General features: G+C 61.1%; 18 protein-coding genes. 10 read left to right on the plus strand and 8 right to left on the minus strand.

The window, feature by feature from the left end:
* Positions 1 to 6: 6 nt before the first annotated feature.
* The 3 genes from AAEZ09_RS11370 to AAEZ09_RS11380 all read right to left on the minus strand — a co-directional run bounded on the left by AAEZ09_RS11370 (position 7) and on the right by AAEZ09_RS11380 (position 2597).
* Positions 7 to 774, minus strand: a complete 768-nt coding sequence (locus tag AAEZ09_RS11370) for a uroporphyrinogen-III synthase (RefSeq protein ID WP_350599533.1) — start codon at positions 772 to 774, stop codon at positions 7 to 9.
* On the minus strand, positions 771 to 1712 hold the full coding sequence (gene hemC / locus AAEZ09_RS11375) for a hydroxymethylbilane synthase (protein WP_045059681.1): 942 nt from the start codon (positions 1710 to 1712) through the stop codon (positions 771 to 773). Before hemC ends, AAEZ09_RS11370 begins: the two co-directional genes overlap by 4 nt.
* Positions 1713 to 1850: 138 nt before the next feature.
* A complete protein-coding gene (locus AAEZ09_RS11380) occupies positions 1851 to 2597 on the minus strand; it encodes a LytR/AlgR family response regulator transcription factor (protein ID WP_045059682.1) in 747 nt (248 codons plus the stop codon).
* Positions 2598 to 3057: 460 nt separating this feature from the next.
* Here AAEZ09_RS11380 and argH point away from each other — a divergent pair, with 460 nt between their 5' ends.
* On the plus strand, positions 3058 to 4452 hold the full coding sequence (argH, locus tag AAEZ09_RS11385; RefSeq protein ID WP_045059683.1) for an argininosuccinate lyase: 1395 nt from the start codon (positions 3058 to 3060) through the stop codon (positions 4450 to 4452).
* Positions 4453 to 4567: 115 nt separating this feature from the next.
* On the opposite strand, the gene AAEZ09_RS11390 is transcribed toward argH, so the two are convergent.
* Positions 4568 to 5227, minus strand: a complete 660-nt coding sequence (locus AAEZ09_RS11390) for a glutathione S-transferase family protein (protein WP_205891715.1) — start codon at positions 5225 to 5227, stop codon at positions 4568 to 4570.
* Positions 5228 to 5350: 123 nt separating this feature from the next.
* Here AAEZ09_RS11390 and AAEZ09_RS11395 point away from each other — a divergent pair, with 123 nt between their 5' ends.
* From AAEZ09_RS11395 to AAEZ09_RS11405, 3 genes are all read left to right on the plus strand, one after another.
* The gene (locus tag AAEZ09_RS11395) at positions 5351 to 5635 is read left to right on the plus strand and encodes a hypothetical protein (protein ID WP_045059685.1); all 285 of its coding nucleotides are present in this window, start codon (positions 5351 to 5353) and stop codon (positions 5633 to 5635) included.
* A gap of 241 nt (positions 5636 to 5876) precedes the next feature.
* The gene (locus AAEZ09_RS11400) at positions 5877 to 6122 is read left to right on the plus strand and encodes a TIGR02647 family protein (protein WP_045059686.1); all 246 of its coding nucleotides are present in this window, start codon (positions 5877 to 5879) and stop codon (positions 6120 to 6122) included.
* Positions 6123 to 6316: 194 nt separating this feature from the next.
* Positions 6317 to 9163 carry a class I adenylate cyclase gene (locus AAEZ09_RS11405; RefSeq protein WP_350599535.1) on the plus strand — a complete coding sequence of 949 codons (2847 nt, stop codon included), beginning with the start codon at positions 6317 to 6319 and terminating at the stop codon, positions 9161 to 9163.
* A 6-nt stretch (positions 9164 to 9169) separates the two neighbouring features.
* Here AAEZ09_RS11405 and rnk read toward each other — a convergent pair whose 3' ends face one another.
* From rnk to cyaY, 3 genes are all read right to left on the minus strand, one after another.
* Complete coding sequence (gene rnk, locus AAEZ09_RS11410; RefSeq protein WP_045059688.1) at positions 9170 to 9580, minus strand: nucleoside diphosphate kinase regulator; 411 nt, start codon at positions 9578 to 9580, stop codon at positions 9170 to 9172.
* Positions 9581 to 9831: 251 nt separating this feature from the next.
* Positions 9832 to 10059 carry a DUF1289 domain-containing protein gene (locus tag AAEZ09_RS11415; RefSeq protein ID WP_350599537.1) on the minus strand — a complete coding sequence of 76 codons (228 nt, stop codon included), beginning with the start codon at positions 10057 to 10059 and terminating at the stop codon, positions 9832 to 9834.
* A gap of 3 nt (positions 10060 to 10062) precedes the next feature.
* The gene (gene cyaY / locus AAEZ09_RS11420; protein ID WP_045059690.1) at positions 10063 to 10395 is read right to left on the minus strand and encodes an iron donor protein CyaY; all 333 of its coding nucleotides are present in this window, start codon (positions 10393 to 10395) and stop codon (positions 10063 to 10065) included.
* A gap of 329 nt (positions 10396 to 10724) precedes the next feature.
* Between cyaY and lptM the strand changes: the two genes are divergently transcribed.
* From lptM to AAEZ09_RS11450, 6 genes are read left to right on the plus strand one after another with little or no spacing between them, the layout of a single operon-like run.
* Positions 10725 to 10901: an LPS translocon maturation chaperone LptM gene (lptM, locus tag AAEZ09_RS11425; RefSeq protein ID WP_045059691.1), complete on the plus strand. Its 177-nt coding sequence runs from the start codon at positions 10725 to 10727 to the stop codon at positions 10899 to 10901.
* A gap of 9 nt (positions 10902 to 10910) precedes the next feature.
* Positions 10911 to 12158: a diaminopimelate decarboxylase gene (lysA, locus tag AAEZ09_RS11430; RefSeq protein ID WP_122841017.1), complete on the plus strand. Its 1248-nt coding sequence runs from the start codon at positions 10911 to 10913 to the stop codon at positions 12156 to 12158.
* Between the two features lie 4 nt (positions 12159 to 12162).
* Positions 12163 to 12993 (plus strand): diaminopimelate epimerase, encoded by an 831-nt coding sequence (gene dapF, locus AAEZ09_RS11435; RefSeq protein WP_045059693.1) that lies wholly within the window; start codon positions 12163 to 12165, stop codon positions 12991 to 12993.
* 13 nt (positions 12994 to 13006) lie between these two features.
* The gene (locus tag AAEZ09_RS11440) at positions 13007 to 13732 is read left to right on the plus strand and encodes a DUF484 family protein (RefSeq protein WP_350599539.1); all 726 of its coding nucleotides are present in this window, start codon (positions 13007 to 13009) and stop codon (positions 13730 to 13732) included.
* 2 nt (positions 13733 to 13734) lie between these two features.
* Positions 13735 to 14634: a tyrosine recombinase XerC gene (gene xerC, locus AAEZ09_RS11445; protein WP_045059695.1), complete on the plus strand. Its 900-nt coding sequence runs from the start codon at positions 13735 to 13737 to the stop codon at positions 14632 to 14634.
* Positions 14631 to 15338 carry an HAD family hydrolase gene (locus tag AAEZ09_RS11450; RefSeq protein WP_045059696.1) on the plus strand — a complete coding sequence of 236 codons (708 nt, stop codon included), beginning with the start codon at positions 14631 to 14633 and terminating at the stop codon, positions 15336 to 15338. Before xerC ends, AAEZ09_RS11450 begins: the two co-directional genes overlap by 4 nt.
* A gap of 149 nt (positions 15339 to 15487) precedes the next feature.
* Here the strand turns inward: AAEZ09_RS11450 and sutA are convergent, their stop codons facing one another.
* A complete protein-coding gene (sutA, locus tag AAEZ09_RS11455; protein WP_045059697.1) occupies positions 15488 to 15811 on the minus strand; it encodes a dormancy-specific transcriptional regulator SutA in 324 nt (107 codons plus the stop codon).
* Positions 15812 to 15839: the final 28 nt, after the last annotated feature.

Consider the following 15839-nt stretch of genomic DNA (forward strand, 5'->3'; position numbering starts at 1 on the left):
TTTGCATTAGAGAACGGGTTCGGGATGCTCCCGTAACGCCGTCAGCAAGGCCGCGGCACTGGCGCCACGACAATCCACAACTATTTGCGCCCCGGCAGCACGTGCCATTTCGGCGACCCGGGGGCTCGGTACAAACAACGGCAACTGCGCCAAGTGCGGCCAGGAATCGCCAGCCAATTGATGCAAGTGCTCAAAACCCTGTCCACTGCTGACCACCAGCCCGTTCAAGCGTTCCGCGCGGATCCGCTCAGGCAGCGTTGCCGGCGGGTAGTGGGGCAATTCGCGACGGTACAACTGCAGATACTCGACACTAGCACCAAGCCCGCGCAAACGCTCAGCGAGCAACTCGCGCCCGCCCTCCCCGCGCATGATCAGCACACGCGAAGCAGGCCCGGCGATTGCCTGGCGAAACGCGCCATGCTCAAGCAATGCTTCGCTGTCATCGCCCTGCTCGGGAAAGCTGACGTCCAGACGATGCTTATCGAGTATCTGCGCGGTAGCCGCGCCGACGGTGAACCACTTCAACGCCGGTGGCTCTGGCCAATACTCGCTGAGCAACTCGACGGCGATCCTGGCGGCGGGTTTGCTGACCACGATCACCGCATCGAAGCGATCCAGCCTCTGGATCAACTCGCGCATGTTGGCAGAAACGGGAAGAGGCTCTATGCCCAAAAGCGGCAAGCTGCTGCTGAAAACGCCCGCGTCCATCAACACGCCAGCCAGCGCCATCGACTCATCGGCGGGACGTGTCAGCAACAGGCGCCAGCAAGTCACTCGTGACCTGCCTCGCCATAGACCGCTTTGAGGATGTCATCGGCACCCTGGCTCAGGAGGTCTTCAGCCACTTGCACGCCCAGGGCTTCGGCCTCGCTGCGTGGTGCACGTGCCTCGGCGCTGAGCAACAGGCCGCCGCTTGGGTCACCCACCAGGCCGCGCAACCAGACCTGCTGGCCTTCAAGCACGGCGTAGCAGGCGATCGGCACCTGGCAGCCGCCATTCAAATGCTTGTTCAGGGCTCGCTCGGCGGTGACACGGGTAGCCGTGTCCTGATGGTGCAACGGCGTCAGCAAGGCGTGGATTTGCGTATCGACGCTGCGGCACTCGATGCCCACTGCGCCCTGGCCGCCGGCAGGCAGGCTGTCGTCGACGCTGATGGCCGAGGTGATGCGGTCTTCGAAGCCCAGTCGAATCAGGCCGGCAGCTGCCAGGATGATCGCGTCATATTCACCGGCATCGAGCTTGGCAAGTCGCGTGTTGACGTTGCCGCGCAGGAAGCGGATTTCCAGATCCGGGCGACGAGTCAGCAACTGGGCCTGGCGACGCAGGCTGGAGGTACCGACGATGCTGCCCTCAGGCAGTTCGTCCAGGCTGGCGTAGGTGTTGGAGACGAACGCGTCGCGCGGATCTTCGCGCTCGCAGATGCAGAACAGCCCCAAGCCTTCGGGGAAGTCCATTGGCACGTCTTTCATTGAGTGCACGGCGATGTCCGCTTCGTTTTCCAGCAGCGCCGTTTCCAGTTCCTTGACGAACAGGCCTTTGCCACCGATTTTCGAAAGCGGCGAGTCGAGCAGCTTGTCGCCGCGACTGACCATTGGCACCAGTGTCACCAGCAGTCCCGGATGGGCCTGTTCCAGGCGGGCTTTGACATATTCGGCCTGCCACAGGGCGAGAGCACTTTTGCGGGTGGCGATGCGGATTTCGCGAGAGGACATGGATCAATCCGTACTGAATAGATACGGCGGATAATAACAGCTCAGCCAAATCCACTTTGACTTGTATCAGAAACGCAGTGGCCTCCCTGGCCTCGGATGTCCTGCAAGCCGCTGGACAAAACGCGTGTGAACCGCGAGTTAAAGCTGCTGCATCATTTTTCGCACGCCCGCCACATGGCGGCGACTGACGATCAGCGCATCACCATTCAAGCCCTTGAGGTACAGCTGGAAATGCCCAAGAGGCGTACGTTGCAGGCGTTCAATTCGCTCGCGAGCCACCAGCGCATTGCGATGGATACGCACGAACCGGTCGCCGAACTCATCCTCAAGTGCCTTGAGAGGCTCGTCGAGCAGCACTTCGCCGCCTTCGTGGCGCAACGTCACATATTTGTGGTCGGCGATAAAATAGACCACCTGGCCCAGCGGGATCAGCTCGATACCCTTACGGGTTCGGGCGCTGATATGACTTCGCGGGCCGCTGCCAGTCTCGGCGGCAGGACGGGTGAGTGCAGCGAGCTGGACGCGATTGGGGCGCTCGGCCTTTTTTAACGCTTCTTGCAAATGTTCAGTGCGCACAGGTTTCACCAGATAGCCTACGGCGCTGGCCTGTAAGGCTTCCACGGCAAATTCATCGGGCCCTGTGCAAAACACCACGGCGGGCGGGGTTTCGCGTTCGCACAATCTTGCAGCCACTTGCAGGCCATCAAGGCCTGGCATGCCGATATCGAGCAACACGATATCCGGCTTGTGGCTGTCGATCAGTGCCAACGCCTCTTCGCCGTTCGTGGCGCTAGGCTCCAGGACGCTGTATCCCTCGAGTTCGCCAACCATTCGGCTCAGGCGCTCGCGGGCCAAGGGTTCGTCATCAACGATCAGGACATTCATATTGCGCTGGATTCCTGCGTGAGTCTCGCACAAGGATAGCGTAGACAGGTGAAGTGACGTCCGTCACCGCGATCCACGCTAAGACTAGCGCGAGGGCCAAAAAGTGCCGCTGGAACGACGGCTAAATTTTCATCATCCGGGCAATTATCGGCCCAGGCCCGCGTTGGCGAGGCATCGCCGTAGGGTTTGCTGATACACAATATGCACACCCCCTCTTTTTATAGCCAGTTGCAGCGCCCGGAAGTGCGCTGATCCCTCTGTCCAACTGTAGACGGTTGCCGGCGCGATATTGCTCAATCGAAAAATATCGTTGTGCGAATTATTGAAAGTCGGACCTGCCCCGGCTCGGCAGCCTCTGAAATCATTCCTGTCGACCAGTGTCAGCGACAGGCTTGGCAACCCTGTTATTATCCGCCACAGCTTCCAACGTCACTTTATTTCACCCGATACGAGCGAATTCATGAGCACTGACAAGACCAATCAGTCCTGGGGCGGCCGCTTCAGTGAACCCGTCGACGCCTTCGTCGCCCGCTTCACCGCCTCCGTCACCTTCGACCAGCGCCTGTATCGCCACGACATCATGGGCTCGATCGCCCACGCCACCATGCTGGCCAAGGTCGGCGTACTGACCGACGCCGAACGCGACAGCATCATCGATGGCCTGAACACCATCCAGGGTGAAATCGAGGCCGGACAATTCGACTGGCGCATCGACCTCGAAGACGTGCACATGAACATCGAGGCGCGCCTGACCGATCGCATCGGCGTGACCGGAAAAAAACTGCACACCGGGCGCAGCCGTAACGACCAGGTCGCAACCGACATCCGCTTGTGGCTGCGTGACGAGATCGACCTGATCCTCGCCGAAATCACCCGCCTGCAACAAGGGCTGCTGGAGCAGGCCGAGCGCGAAGCCGACAGCATCATGCCGGGCTTCACCCACCTGCAAACCGCGCAGCCGGTGACTTTCGGGCATCACATGCTGGCCTGGTTCGAAATGCTCAGCCGTGACTACGAGCGCCTGGTCGACTGCCGCAAGCGCACCAACCGCATGCCCTTGGGCAGCGCCGCGCTGGCCGGCACCACCTACCCGATCGACCGCGAGTACACCGCCCAGCTGCTGAATTTCGACGCCGTCGGCGGCAATTCGCTGGACAACGTTTCCGATCGTGACTTCGCCATCGAATTCTGTTCGGCCGCCAGTATCGCGATGATGCACCTGTCGCGTTTCTCCGAAGAACTGGTGCTTTGGACCAGCGCCCAATTCCAGTTCATCGACCTGCCGGACCGCTTCTGCACCGGCAGCTCGATCATGCCGCAAAAGAAGAACCCGGACGTGCCCGAACTGGTTCGCGGCAAGACCGGCCGCGTATTCGGCGCATTGATGGGCCTGCTGACCCTGATGAAAGGCCAACCCCTGGCCTACAACAAGGACAACCAGGAAGACAAGGAACCGCTATTCGACGCCGCCGACACCTTGCGCGACTCGCTGCGGGCGTTCGCCGACATGATCCCGGCGATCAAACCCAAGCACGCCATGATGCGCGAAGCGGCCCTGCGCGGGTTTTCCACTGCGACTGACCTGGCCGACTACCTGGTCCGTCGTGGCCTGCCATTCCGTGACTGCCACGAAATTGTTGGCCATGCCGTGAAATACGGCGTTGAAAGTGGCAAGGACCTGGCGGAAATGAGCCTGGAAGAGCTGCGCAAGTTCAGCGACCAGATCGACCAGGACGTGTTCGCGGTGCTGACCCTTGAAGGCTCGGTGAATGCCCGTGACCATATCGGCGGGACTGCACCAGCGCAGGTGAAAAAGGCTGTGGTTCGCGGCCAGGCACTGCTCGCCAGCCGCTAGAAACATCGCGGGCAAGCTCCCACAGGTTTCTCTGGTGACCACAGATCGTTGGCCAACAGGGATCCTGGTGGGAGCGGGCTTGCCCGCGATGACTGACTTCAGAGCGCTACAAAACCTACCGCTTGGACGCGACCATCGCCATAAACGCCGGCATGGCCGCGTCCTTGTCCTTCGCAATCCGCTGCACATGCGGATTCTGCTCCAGCCGCTCCAGCAGAAGCCTGGCCGCCGGCAGTTCCGCCAGCAAATCCAGGTCGAATAGCTTCTTCGCCACTGCGCAAGCCAGCGGCACGCTGTACAGGAAATACAGATCCGCCACGCTCAGGCTGTCACCCGCTACGTAAGGAGCGAACTTGGCGTGCCTGCCCAGCGAGGCAAACCCCAGCAGCAACTCCGCCTTGGTCTTTTCCTTGATCGCATCCGCTACCGGCATGCCGAAAAATGCTTCGGGATAGCAAGCGCGGCCTGGCAATTCGATATACAACTCGATTTCCTTGGCCAGCGCCAACACCTGGGCCCGCTCGAACGGATCGCTCGGCAGCAGTGGCTTGCCCGCCTGGCTCTGCTCTATGTACTCGAGGATTACCGCGGTTTCATTGACGAACCCCTGCTCGACGCCCAGCACCGGCACTTTGCCGCGCGGGCTGATCGCCAGGGCTTCGGCACTGGTGCCGGCATAAAACGGCACTTCCTCAAACGGCAGACCCTTTTCCAGCAGTGCCAGTTTGACCATGTTGTAATAGTTGCTGACAGAAAATCCGTAGAGCTTGAGCATCACAAAGCCTCCAGGCCGTGCAGGGTTGGCAGCGCCAGTTATAGAACGCCCCTGCAGTTCTTGCCAGCAGCATCACAGCGCTGAATGCAGGTAAACTGGCCGTCTTAACTTGAGGAGCCTGCCATGAGCGAGCCAACAGATATCGAGATCGACGAAGAAGAGTTCGCCGAGAACACTCTGGTCGAAGCGATCGAAAACCAGATTGAAAGCGACAACCCGCCTGCGGCCAAGGCCACCTTCAACAAGCTGACGCTGGTGGGTTACGAGCGCGAAGAAATTCTCAACCTGATGGCCCACGTGCTGGCAGTAGAAATCGACGCAATCCTCGAAGAAGACCGCGCGTTCAACACCGAATGGTACGAAACGGCACTGCGCGCCCTGCCCGAGCTGCCACCAGAAAAGAAATAACTCAATCCACTGTAGGAGCGAGCTCGCTCGCGAAAAACTCAAGAGCGACGCTGAGCATCTGGCTAACCGCGTTTTCGTTCACGATCTTCGCGAACAAGCTCGCTCCTACAGAAAAGCATCCGCAATATCACTATTGCCTCTCCCGCAGCAAAAAAACCCCACTGCAAGCACTGGACATGCCGCACAACTCGGCTCACCTTAGGGGCGCTATCGTCCAATTCCTAGAAAGTCTGGAGTCCTTATGTCGCTTACCCCTGAGTTGGTTGCCGAACTGGAAATCCTCGCACTCTTCAACCTGGACAGTTCCCAGGAAGGTTTGAAAATTCATCAGACCGCTGCCCCAAAAGCCATTGCCGCTGCCAAACGCCTGTATGACAAAGAGCTGATCGATCAGCCTGACGGCGGTTATCTGACCAGCCTCGGACGTGACGCCGCACAAAATATCCAAACGCTACTGACCATCCTGAACGTCGAAGAAACAGCCTGAATGTGACTGTATCGCCCACGGAAACCCCTGTTACGGGATTTCCGCGGGCACCCTCTGTCGCACGTCGTCGCAGCGCGATAAAAATCTGACGTCAGAAAACCAAAATCAGCTTAAATGTCCCGGGGCCGAGGCGCTAAACTGCGCTTATCCCGAGATCACCTGCGCCCGTGCCTACCGAGCCGGTTTGAGCTGACATGACCCGCAACCATGAAATCCGCCCCGACCTGGACGAAGGCATTGACCGCAAGGTTCTCAGCCAGCTGCGCGCACGTTTTTTAACGCTCAACGAAGGCCGTATCGCCCGTGCGCTCGAAGGCCTGTCGAGCCGTCAGCAGGCGGTGCTGACGCTGCTGCCACTGTTCTTTCACGTCAATCATCCGCTGCTGCCCGGCTACGTCTCGGGCAATACACCGGCCGGGCTGTCGAATTACGAGCCGGACGCAACCACCCTCGCCGATGCCCAGCGCCTGACCCGATCGTTTTCCTACAAGCCGCGCCACGGCAGCAACCCGCCACGCCCCATCCATGGCCTGTTCCTGATGGGCAGTCTCGGCACCCTGGCCCAGGCGGACCAGAGCGATATGGATGTCTGGGTGTGCCACGCAACGGATCTGGGCGAGAACGAACTCGCCGAGCTGCGCAAGAAGTGTCAGTTGCTGGAAGCCTGGGCAGCGAGCCAGGGGGCCGAGGCGCACTTTTTCCTGATCGACGCGGCGCGCTTTGTTCGCGGCGAGCGGGATAACCAGCTCAGCTCGCAAGACTGCGGCACCACCCAGCACTACCTGTTGCTGGACGAGTTCTATCGCACCGCCATCTGGCTGGCCGGCCGCACCCCCATCTGGTGGCTGGTGCCGGTGTACGAAGAGGCGAACTACGAACGGTATACCCACGCGCTGATCTCCAAGCGCTTCATCCGCGCCGACGAGACGCTGGACCTGGGGCATATGGCGTACATTCCGCCTGGCGAATTCATCGGGGCAGGCCTGTGGCAGTTATTCAAGGGCATCGATTCGCCATACAAATCAGTGCTCAAACTGCTACTGATCGAGGTTTACGCCAGCGAACATCCCAGGGTCAATTGCCTCAGCCTGCGCTTCAAGCAAGCGGTGTTCGCCAACCAGCTCGACCTGGACGAGCTCGACCCCTACGTCGTGGTCTACCGGCGCATCGAGGAATACCTCAAGGCCCGAGGGGAATCGGAGCGCCTGGAGCTAGTGCGTCGCGCGCTGTACCTGAAGATCAACCGCAAGCTGACCGCCAGCAACAATCGCACCCGCAGCTGGCAACGTTCGCTGCTCGAACGCCTGGCCCATGAGTGGAACTGGGACGACCGGCACCTGGCCCTGCTCGACAGCCGCAGCCAGTGGAAAGTGCGCCAGGTCGGCACTGAACGCCGCGCCCTGGTCAGCGAACTCAACTACAGCTATCGCTTCCTGACCCGCTTCGCCCGTGATGAACAAAGCGCCAGCCTGATTAACAAACGCGACCTTAATGTGCTGGGGCGCCGGCTGTATGCAGCCTTCGAGCGCAAGTCGAACAAGGTCGAATTCATCAATCCGGGGATTGCTCCGGACCTGGCCGAAGACACGTTGACGCTGGTGTTCGCACCGAGCAAGAAGGAAACGGGGCAATCCCAATGGGGCCTGTACAACGGCAGCCTGGCGGCGCACGAGTGGGAGCATTTCGCGCCGATCAAGCGCAGCCGCCATTTACTGGAATTGCTCACCTGGTGCCATCGCAACGGCGTGATAGACAGCAGCACGCGCCTGGCGCTGCACCCGGGCGCCAGCGACCTCAGCGAGTTCGAGCTGTTCAACCTGCTCGGCAGCCTGCAACAGAGCATCGCCCTGCCCCTGACCGCCGTCGCCGAAGAACCGCTGCTGCGCGCCGCCGTGCCGAGCGAAGTGTTACTCCTGATTAACGTGGGAGTGGATCCGCTCAAGCATCATCGCGACCTGAATATCCTGATGACCACCGAACGCACCGACTCCCTCAGCTACGCCGGGGTGCGGGAGAACCTGGTGCTGACCCTGGATCAGGTAACGCTCAACAGCTGGAACGAAGTGCTGGTCAACCGTTTCGACGGCCCCCACGCTTTGCTCGACTGCCTGTGCGACTACCTCAACCATTTGCCGGATGGCCCGCAGCAACCCCGGTTGCGCGTGCGCTGCTTCTGTCACAACCGCGCGCAATTCATCGCCCAGCGGGTCGAAGAGATCATCGACAGTGCGCATGACCTGCTGCTGAGCCGCCTCAATCATCGCTACCTGCTTCAGGTCCAGCAGCACTACCACGTGCTGGAGCTGGTGCCGGGACAGGTCAAACATGTTGCCTTGGCCACGCTGGCCGAACTGGTTGACTACCTTGCCAGGCAACAGACGAGCTACAGCCCGCTGCACCTGGACCCCATGGCCCTTGCCGACCATGACCTGGCGCTGATCCTGCCAATGGGCCAGCCAGCCTGCATCCAGGTGTTCTACCGGGTCCATGAAGACCAGGCAGATATCTACATATTGGATGAGTTCAACGCCTTGTGGCAGCAGCGTCTGCCCTATCACGACGATCAGAGCCTGCTGGTGCCACTGCAGCGTTTCCTTCAGTCCATCGGGTTTCGACGCGAAGCCTTGCTGCCCATGAGTGGCGTGTCGCCTTCGAGCCTCGAACTACAGTATTACCAGGTGTTACCGTCAGGCCCGATGCGGGCTCGGCGGGTCGAAAGCCGACCGGCGCCGGTGCTTGCGCCGAACCAACCGTTCTATGACGTGCAGGCCATCGTCGGCAAAGCCGGGGCCGACAGGGTGCAGGTCACCCTGTACTGTAATCAGCGCGAGTTTTCGGAGTTGGAGCATGGTGATCATCTGTTCAGGGTGGTGGCCCGGGAAATCGTCGAGCAACGCCGGGAACCCGAACGTTATCGGTGCTACATCACCGATCTGGACCTGTCGGGCCTGGCCGGTGATGATCAGCGCTCAAGTAATGTGTACCTGGGTTACAAGGCCGACCTGGAGCGCGCCTTGAACGAGGCGCTCGAGCAGGTCTGAGGAGTCTTACTCCGGGAAATCACCGCCATTGGCAGGCTGGGATTCAACTTCCAGCAGGGTCAGCTTCAGGGTCTTGCCACCCGGTGCCGGCCAGTCGATGTGCTGACCCACTTTGAGGCCCAGCAGCGCGCTGCCGACAGGTGCCAGGATGGAAATCTTGCCTTCGTCGGCGTTCGCATCCTTGGGGTAGACCAGGGTCAGGTGGTAGTCCTTGCCGCTGCTTTCCTCCCGGCAATGCACTTTTGAATTCATGGTCACGACGTCGGCAGGCACATCTTCGTGTCCGACCAGGGTATCGGCGCGATCCAGTTCGGTTTGCAGCGCGATAACGCCCGGCAGCGTGTCATCCAGGCTGTCGATCAGGCGCTCCAGACGTTGCACGTCCAGACGGGTAAGGGTGATGGAAGGTGCGGTCATGATCAGGGCAGACTCCTTTCTTCTGCACGAAAAAAGCAAAACCCCGCCACAAAAAGGCAGGGTTTTCACGAGCCTCGATGGGTTGAGGCGTACCCGGACACTATCACAGCTCAATAAATATACAAGCCAGTGGCGGCGGACGGCTTTGCCCCTGTAGGAGCTGCCGCAGGCTGCGATCTTTTGATCTTGTTCTTAGGCGAACTCAGAATCGCTAAAAATCAAGATCAAAAGATCGCAGCCTTCGGCAGCTCCTACAGGATATTGGTGGTGGCTTTGCGATTTGAGGCCTGGGCGCAGATGACCCGGCGGCGATCGTCGTCGGCCGAGCGCCATTCGCGGATGTCTTCGACGTGGCGAAAACACCCCTGGCAAACCTTCTGCTCGTCCAGCCGGCAGACTCCGCTGCACGGCGACGGGACTGCCGCGCTGACGTTGCTGTAGAGCGGCTTGGGCGGACGAACAGATGCAGGCTCGGCCACTTTTTACAAACCTTCGAAATCGAATTCAGCACCGGCCTGCTGCTTGACGATGCGCTCGAGCATCTCGCCGAGCTGCTCTTCGCTCTTGTCACACATCCAGCGCTCGCTCTCTTCGTCGTAGTCGAAGTGGAACCCACCGGACACCGCTGCCAGCCACAGCTGACGCAACGGCTCCTGACGGCTGAAGATCAACTGGCTGCCGTTTTCGAACTTCACGGTCAACACGCCAGCCGAACTCTCCAGATCGATGTCCAGGTCGCTGTCGTCAAAGATATCCTCCAGCGTTTGCTGGGTGGCATCGACCAGATCGTGGAAACGGGCTTCGGTCAAACTCATTACGGCAACCTCAAAAAGTGTCTACTCGCGCTCAAGCGCCGCACGATACGGGCGAGCCCCGGTGATTGCAAAGGATAACGATCAAGGGTCGATACAGGTAGATAAAACACTGTACCTGTGGGAGCGGGCTTGCCCGCGAAGGGGCCAGCACATCCAATATCTTTGTTGACTGACACACCGCTTTCGCGAGCAAGCCCGCTCCCACAGGCATTGCGGCGCCGTTCCGTGGGTCGTGCACAGCCCCGCCGGACGGGAGGGCCGTCGCATAGGCAAGCTGCCGGGTGGCCGGTATACTCCGGCGCAATTAAAGCATTTTCAAGGATTTCGCCATGAAGCGCCTGATCTCTTCCCTTGCTGCGCTCGCTGCGGTTGCCTGCCTGCTGTCGGCCTGTGGGCAAAAAGGCCCGCTGTACCTGCCTGACGATTCCCAGGATCCTGTCGAGCAGGCTAAGTCGTCGCAGCAGCAGCCTGCGTCGAAAGCCCACAAGCACGACGTCTACCAATAAGGGAACCTCATGGACGCTTTTAACTACCGTGACGGTGAGCTGTTCGCGGAAGGTGTTGCCCTGTCCGCCATCGCCGAGCGTTTTGGCACGCCGACTTACGTCTACTCGCGCGCGCACATCGAAGCCCAGTACCTGGCTTACGCCGACGCGCTGGCCGGCACGCCACACCTGGTGTGTTTTGCGGTCAAGGCCAACTCCAACCTGGGTGTACTGAATGTCCTGGCGCGTCTGGGCGCCGGTTTCGACATCGTCTCCCGTGGTGAGCTGGAACGTGTGCTGGCCGCTGGCGGCAGCGCTGACAAGATCGTGTTCTCCGGAGTCGGCAAGACCCGTGACGATATGCGTCGCGCCCTGGAAGTCGGCGTGCATTGCTTCAACGTCGAATCCACCGACGAGCTGGAACGGCTGCAAGTCGTGGCAGCCGAGCTGGGCGTTCGCGCGCCGATCTCGCTGCGCGTCAATCCGGACGTCGATGCCGGCACTCACCCCTACATCTCCACCGGGCTGAAGGAAAACAAATTCGGCATCGCCATCGCCGACGCCGAGGACGTGTATGTCCGCGCCGCTCAACTGCCAAACCTGGAAGTGGTCGGCGTCGATTGCCACATCGGCTCCCAGCTGACCACCCTGCCGCCGTTCATCGACGCCCTCGATCGCCTGCTGGGCCTGGTCGACCGTCTCGGCGATTGTGGCATCTACCTGCGTCACATCGACCTCGGTGGTGGCCTGGGTGTGCGTTATCGCGATGAAGAGCCGCCATTGGCTGCCGACTACATCAAGGCCGTGCGCGAGCGTCTGGACGGCCGCGACCTGGCGCTGGTGTTCGAGCCGGGCCGCTTCATCGTGGCCAACGCCGGCGTGCTGCTGACCCAGGTCGAGTACCTCAAGCACACCGAGCACAAGGACTTCGCCATCGTCGATGCCGCCATGAACGACCTGATCCGCCCGGCGCTGTACCAGGCCTGGATGGACGTCACCGCAGTGCGCCCGCGCGACACCGCTGGCCGCGCCTACGACATCGTCGGGCCGATCTGCGAGACCGGCGACTTCCTGGCCAAGGATCGTCAGCTGGCATTGGAAGAAGGTGACTTGCTGGCCGTACATTCGGCGGGCGCCTATGGGTTTGTCATGAGTTCCAACTACAACACTCGCGGCCGCGCCGCTGAAGTGTTGGTGGACGGTGATCAGGCATTTGAAGTGCGTCGCCGTGAAACGGTAGCCGAGTTGTTCGCTGGCGAAAGCCTGCTGCCGGAGTAAGACCATGCTGCTGCGTTTTACCAAGATGCACGGCCTGGGCAACGATTTCATGGTCCTCGACCTGGTCAGCCAGCACGCGCACATTTTGCCCAAGCACGCCAAGCAATGGGGCGACCGGCACACCGGCATCGGTTTCGACCAGTTGCTGATCGTCGAAGCCCCGAGCAACCCGGACGTGGACTTCCGCTATCGGATCTTCAACTCCGACGGCTCCGAAGTGGAACAGTGCGGCAACGGTGCGCGCTGTTTCGCCCGCTTTGTGCTCGACAAACGCCTGACCGCAAAACGGCAGATCCGCGTCGAGACCAAGAGCGGCATCATCGAACTGGATATTCGCAGCGACGGCCAGATCAGCGTGAACATGGGCGCGCCGCGCCTGGTGCCGGCCGACATCCCGTTCGAAGCGCCTGAGCAGGCGCTCAGCTACCAGATCGAAGTCGACGGTACCGAGGTCGACCTGGCCGCCGTGTCCATGGGCAACCCCCATGCGGTACTGCGGGTCAGCGACATCAACAATGCACCGGTGCATGAACTGGGACCGAAGATCGAACATCACCCGCGCTTTCCGGCACGGGTGAACGTCGGCTTCCTCCAGGTCATCGACCGCAACCGCGCGCAACTGCGCGTCTGGGAACGCGGCGTCGGGGAAACCCAGGCCTGCGGTACCGGTGCCTGCGCAGCCGCAGTGGCCGCGATCAGCCAGGGGTGGATGGATTCGCCGCTGTTGATCGACCTGCCCGGCGGGCGCCTGTCCATTGAATGGGCAGGCCCTGGCCAACCGGTGATGATGACCGGCCCGGCAGTTCGTGTTTACGAAGGACAAGTACGTCTTTGAGTGAGTCAATCCGATGACCGACAAGCCCCAGGTACCCGCCCTACAGCCCGACGAATCCCCTTCCGAAAGCCTTGAGGCGGCGGCAATTGCCGCGTACCTGGAGGCTCATCCGGATTTCTTCATCGAGCACGAAGAACTGCTCCCAGCCTTGCGCATTCCGCATCAGCGCGGCGACACCATCTCGCTGGTCGAACGCCAGATGACCATTCTGCGCGACCGCAACATTGAACTGCGACATCGCCTGTCGTACTTGATGGACGTGGCCAGGGACAACGATCGTCTCTTCGACAAGACCCGGCGCCTGATTCTCGCCCTGATGGATGCTGCCAGCCTCGAAGATGTGGTGATCGGCGTCGAGGACAGCCTGCGCCAGGACTTCCAGGTGCCCTTTGTCAGCCTGATCCTGCTCGGTGACAACCCGATGCCGGTTGGCCGCTGGGTGACCCATGCCGACGCCCAGGCCGCCATTGGTGGGTTGCTGTCCGAGGACAAGAGCGTCGCCGGCAGCCTGCGTGAGCACGAGCTGGATTTCCTCTTTGGCGAGGAGCAACGCAAGCAGATCGGTTCGACCGCTGTCGTCCCGATCAGCCATCAAGGCATCCACGGCGTACTGGCCATCGCCAGCCGTGATCCGCAGCACTACAAAAGCTCGGTGGGAACGCTGTTCCTCAGCTACATCGCCGAAGTCATGGGCCGCGTGCTGCCACGGGTGAACAATCCGCTGCGCTCGGTACGCTGATCGTGGAGCGACAACTGGACGCTTACTGCGAACACCTGCGCAGTGAGCGGCAGGTGTCGCCTCACACGCTGCAGGCCTATCGTCGCGACCTCGACAAAGTGCTGGGCTGGTGCGTCAAACAGAACATCGCCAGCTGGGCGGCCCTGGACATCCAGCGCCTGCGAGGCCTGATCGCCCGCCTGCACTCCCAAGGCCAGTCGTCCCGCAGCCTCGCGCGCCTGCTGTCGGCAGTGCGCGGGCTCTATCACTACCTGAACCGTGAAGGGCTGTGCGATCACGACCCGGCCAATGGCCTGGCACCGCCCAAGGGCGAGCGTCGCCTGCCCAAGACCCTGGACACCGATCGGGCATTGCAACTGCTCGAGGGTGGGGTGGAAGATGATTTTCTGGCACGCCGCGATCAGGCGATCCTGGAGTTGTTCTACTCCTCCGGCCTGCGGCTGTCGGAGCTGACCGGGCTCAACCTCGATCAACTGGACCTGGCCGACGGCATGGTCCAGGTGCTCGGTAAAGGCAGCAAGACCCGACTCTTGCCCGTCGGCGCGAAAGCCCGTGAAGCGCTGGAGTTGTGGCTGCCATTGCGCGCCATGGCCAACCCCGCAGATGACGCGGTGTTTGTCAGCCAACAGGGCCGGCGCCTTGGTCCACGGGCGATTCAGGTTCGGGTGAAAGCCGCCGGTGAACGCGAGCTGGGGCAGAACCTGCACCCGCACATGCTGCGGCACTCCTTCGCCAGCCACCTGCTGGAGTCTTCGCAGGACCTGCGCGCCGTGCAGGAGCTACTCGGCCACTCGGACATCAAGACCACCCAGATCTATACCCACCTGGACTTCCAGCACCTGGCGACGGTCTACGACAATGCCCACCCACGGGCCAAACGCATTAAGGGCGATGATTCATGACGATCCAATTGATCACTTTCGACCTCGACGACACCCTGTGGGACACCGCCCCGGTGATTGTCAGCGCCGAAGCCGTGTTGCGCCAATGGCTCACCGAACACGCGCCGAACCTGGGCGCAGTACCGGTCGAGCACTTGTGGGCAATTCGCGAGCGCATCCTGGGCAACGAACCCGGCCTCAAGCACCGCATCAGCGCCCTGCGCCGCCGTGTCCTGTTCCATGCACTGGAGGACGCTGGCTACACCCACGCAGAAGCCACTGATCTGGCTGACCAGAGTTTTGAAGTGTTTCTGCATGCGCGCCACCAGTTGGAAATCTTCCCCGAAGTAGCGCCGACCCTGGAGACGCTGGCCAGGCACTACGCCCTCGGGGTCGTGACCAATGGCAATGCCGACGTTCGACGGCTGGGGCTGGCGGATTATTTCAAGTTCGCCTTGTGTGCCGAAGACATCGGCATCGCCAAGCCCGATGCGCGCCTGTTTCATGAGGCGCTGCAACGTGGAGGTGCGACGGCGCAGACCGCCGTGCACATCGGTGATCATCCGGGCGACGACATTGCCGGAGCACAACAGGCAGGACTGCGGGCCATCTGGTTCAACCCGGCGGGCAAGGCGTGGGAAGCCGAAAAGGCCCCGGACGCCGAAATCCGCAGCCTGACCGAATTACCGGCGTTGCTGGCGCGGTGGAGTGCGACAAAAATTTGAGGCGCGGCTGAAAAGATCGCAGCCTTCGGCAGCTCCTACAGGTGTACACAATAAAATGCAGGAGCTGCCGAAGGCTGCGATCTTTTGATTTTCAGGCATGAAAAAGCCCGCAGCGACGGCGGGCTTTTTCAGCAAGCAAGGGCAAGCGCCTAGATAGGCCGGCTGCCGTACTTGTTGTCAGGCTTCTTGGGAGGATCGGCGACCACATTGGCCTCCACTTCCTGCACCTTGCCGCCTTTGGCCAGGAACTCTTCCATGGCTTTGGCGAGCGCATCGCGCTCTTTGTTTTTCGCTTCGACGCTCGGCAGCTCATCGACCGAAACCGCAGCCTTGGCCTTGCCTTTGGCGGTCGGAACGGGCGTTTCACCGCCATCGTCTTCAGCGACGTCTTCCGCCGCTGCTTCCAGACCTTCTTCGGTTTCGTCGTCGTCGCCTACTTCGAGGTCGTCGTTTTCCAGATCATCGTCGCTCATGTTCTACCTCATGACTTGCGAAAAGCAG

Origin of the sequence: Pseudomonas sp. 65/3-MNA-CIBAN-0223 (assembly GCF_040310425.1) — a bacterium.
Taxonomy (GTDB): Bacteria; Pseudomonadota; Gammaproteobacteria; order Pseudomonadales; family Pseudomonadaceae; genus Aquipseudomonas; species Aquipseudomonas gregormendelii.